Genomic DNA, 3,142 nt, shown 5'->3' with positions numbered 1-3,142 from the left:
CGGGCGTCGCCGGCAGGAACACGCCGAGCTTCTTCGCGGCCGTCTTCGGGCTGAGCAGCTGCTCCTTCGGGGGCTTCGGCTGCTGGCGGCGGTCTTCGCGGGGCGCATCGGTCATACCCCGAGCGTAGGCGACCCCGGCGCTCGCCCGCCTCGCCGGTAGCCTGACCCCATGCCCGAACCGCGCCCCGAACCGCTTCGCGTCGCCTTCGTGCCCGGCGTCACGCCGACCAAGTGGGAGCGCATCTGGCGCGAGCGCCGGCCCCGCGGTCGCATCGATCTCACCCCCATGACGCAGGCGGATGCTCTCACGGCGTTGCACGACGGCACCGCCCACATGGCGCTCCTCCGCGACACCGCAGCGACCGACGACTGGCACGCCATCCCTCTGTATCGCGAGGCCGCGGTCGTGGTCGCCCCCAAGGAGTCGCTCGTCGCCGACCTCGCCGCGCCTGCGCTCGAGGATCTCGCGGACGAGACGGTTCTGCTCGTCGACCTCCTCGACGGCACGGGCGAGGACGCCGTGGCGCTCGTCGCCGCGAACGTCGGCGTCGCGGTCATGCCGCAGTCGGTGGCGCGGGCGCAGTCGCGCAAGGATGTGGTCGCGCGGCTGCTGACCGGGGCGCCGGACACGGGGATCTCGCTCGTGTGGCCGATCGAGAGCCCGCACCCGCTCGTCGGCGAGTTCATCGGGATCGTGCGGGGACGCACCGCCAACAGCTCGCGCTGACCGGGCGACGCCTCAGACCACCCCGAGCGCGAGCATCGCGTCGGCGACCTGAGTGACCCCGGCGATATTGGCGCCGGCGACGTAGTCGTCGGGCACCCCGTACTCCTCGGCCGTCTCGAGGCACCGGTCGTGGATCTGCCGCATGATCTCGGCGAGGCGCTGCTCGGTGTGCTCGAAGCTCCACGAGTCGCGTGACGCGTTCTGCTGCATCTCGAGAGCGCTCGTCGCCACACCGCCCGCATTCACCGCCTTGCCGGGGGCGAAGAGGATGCCCGCCTCGCGCAGCACGCGAACGCCGGCCGGCGTGGTCGGCATGTTCGCACCCTCGGCGACGACCTTCGCGCCGTTCGAGGCGAGCGCCCGCGCTCCGCGGTCGTCGAGCTCGTTCTGCGTCGCGCACGGCAGCGCGATGTCGCACGGCACGTCCCAGATCGAGCCGCCCGCGACGTAGTTGACTCCCCCACCGCGCTCGTCGGCGTACTGCGAGATGCGACCGCGACGCACCGTCTTGATGTCGGTCAGCAGCTCGAGGTCGATGCCCCGGGCATCCACGACATAGCCACCGGAATCGGAGCACGCGACCACCGTCGCGCCCAGCTGATGCGCCTTCTCGATCGCGTAGAGGGCGACGTTGCCCGATCCCGAGACGACGACGCGCTTGCCCTCGAGGCTCTCGCCGTGGCGGCGCAGCATCTCGTCGACGAAGAACACCGTGCCGTAGCCGGTGGCCTCGCGGCGCACGAGCGAGCCGCCCCAGCCGATGCCCTTGCCGGTGAGGACTCCCGACTCGTACCGGTTGGTGAGGCGCTTGTACTGGCCGAAGAGGTAGCCGATCTCGCGGCCTCCGACTCCGATGTCGCCGGCGGGCACGTCGGTGTACTCGCCGATGTAGCGGTGCAGCTCGGTCATGTACGACTGGCAGAAGCGCATGACCTCCGCGTCGCTCTTCCCCTTCGGGTCGAAGTCCGCGCCGCCCTTGCCCCCGCCGATGGGCATGCCGGTGAGCGCGTTCTTGAACGTCTGCTCGAAGCCCAGGAACTTGATGATGCCGACGTTCACCGAGGGGTGGAACCGCAGGCCGCCCTTGAACGGGCCGAGGGCCGAGTTGAACTGCACCCGGAACCCGCGGTTGAGCTGCACGCGCCCCGCATCGTCGACCCACGGCACCCGGAAGATCAGCTGCCGCTCGGGCTCGACGAGGCGCTGCATGATCGCGGCGTCGGCATACTCCGGGTGCTTCGCGACGACCGGCGCGAGGCTCTCGAAAACCTCGAGCACCGCCTGGTGGAACTCGGTGTCGCCCGGGTTGCGGCTCACCACCTCGTCGTAGACGGGCTGAAGGGCAGGGGCGAGAGCGAGCATGCGGTGGCCTCCGAGAGCAGACGGAAGCCCGCGCGGATGAGCGCGGGCGACACCTGCCAGGCTACCGACAATCCGACACCTGTTGTGTCGGTGGTCATGGGGCTCATTAGTCGAGCATGGTGCCCACCGCGACGAAGCCGTAGCCCTTCGCGCGTAGCCCCTCGACGATGCAGGGCAGGGCGGTCGCGTCGATGGTCGTGCCGTCGTCCGGGTTGGCGCCCACGTGCATGAGGACGATCTGGCCGGGCTTCGCCGTGCTCAGCACGCGCTGGCAGACCATCGAGGCGGTGACGCCGCCCGAGGTTCCCTTCCAGCCGAGCGTGTCCACCGTCCACCGGAACGGGACGTACCCGAATCCGTTGACGATGTCGATCGCAGCGGCATTCCGGTCGCCGTACGGGAACCGGAAGTAGGGCATGGACGTCTTCCCGGTGAGCGGCCAGATGGCGGCCTCCGTGCGCGCCAACTCAAGCCTGATCGCGTCCCGCCGACCCCTCGCCTTCGACGTACGGGATCGCCCCGAGCGCGGCGACGGTGAGCGGCTGCGCGAGCTCCGGCAGCCCGGCGACGAAGTCGGTGACTCCGTCAAGAGGTGTAGTGGTCATGGCCAATCTGTTTTCTGTCAGAGGCGAGAAACCTCGCCTGCGGACAGAGAACTCTGTGTGGTCGCCACAGGGTCAAGGGCTTTCGTCGCGGGGACGGTCTTGTTCGCGCGGAGCGGACCTGGGCCCGCAGTTCCAACCTCTCGCGCCCATTTGCCCAGGGCTGCGACACCTCAAGTGGGGGTGGGACGCGGCGCGCATGACTGATTGTGTTGAGCCATGCTCGGCGGAGGTAGCGAAACAGACGGACGCAATTCACGGCACCGCGGCGATTCACCGCCTTCCACTCGTTGGCCCGGGAAGGAGAGCTGGGACTGCTGAAGGTTTAGGTGACTCCTGACCTGTGGCGACGAGGGTCGCTGCTGGAAGGATGGGCATCATGCCGAAAGCGTTTCCGAAGGAGTTCCGGGACGACGTCGTGGCGATCGCGCTGAAGCGGGAAGCATCGTTC

The 3,142-nt window shown here is 69.3% G+C and carries 4 protein-coding genes; 1 reads left to right on the top strand and 3 read right to left on the bottom strand.

The genetic code is table 11. The features are described from left to right. Positions 1-169: 169 nt before the first annotated feature. Complete coding sequence (locus Q7T15_RS08235; protein ID WP_304695147.1) at positions 170-727, top strand: LysR substrate-binding domain-containing protein; 558 nt, start codon at positions 170-172, stop codon at positions 725-727. A 12-nt stretch (positions 728-739) separates the two neighbouring features. Here the strand turns inward: Q7T15_RS08235 and gdhA are convergent, their stop codons facing one another. From gdhA to Q7T15_RS08220, 3 genes are all read right to left on the bottom strand, one after another. Further along, complete coding sequence (gene gdhA, locus Q7T15_RS08230; protein WP_304695145.1) at positions 740-2,089, bottom strand: NADP-specific glutamate dehydrogenase; 1,350 nt, start codon at positions 2,087-2,089, stop codon at positions 740-742. A 106-nt stretch (positions 2,090-2,195) separates the two neighbouring features. Next, complete coding sequence (locus Q7T15_RS08225) at positions 2,196-2,507, bottom strand: hypothetical protein (protein ID WP_370689124.1); 312 nt, start codon at positions 2,505-2,507, stop codon at positions 2,196-2,198. 49 nt (positions 2,508-2,556) lie between these two features. Further along, positions 2,557-2,694 carry a hypothetical protein gene (locus tag Q7T15_RS08220; RefSeq protein WP_304695141.1) on the bottom strand — a complete coding sequence of 46 codons (138 nt, stop codon included), beginning with the start codon at positions 2,692-2,694 and terminating at the stop codon, positions 2,557-2,559. Positions 2,695-3,142: the final 448 nt, after the last annotated feature.

Source organism: Microcella sp., from assembly GCF_030645145.1.
Taxonomy (GTDB): Bacteria; Actinomycetota; Actinomycetes; order Actinomycetales; family Microbacteriaceae; genus Microcella.
Note: the sequence above shows the minus strand (reverse complement) of the source record. Positions and strands in the feature narration are given on the sequence as shown.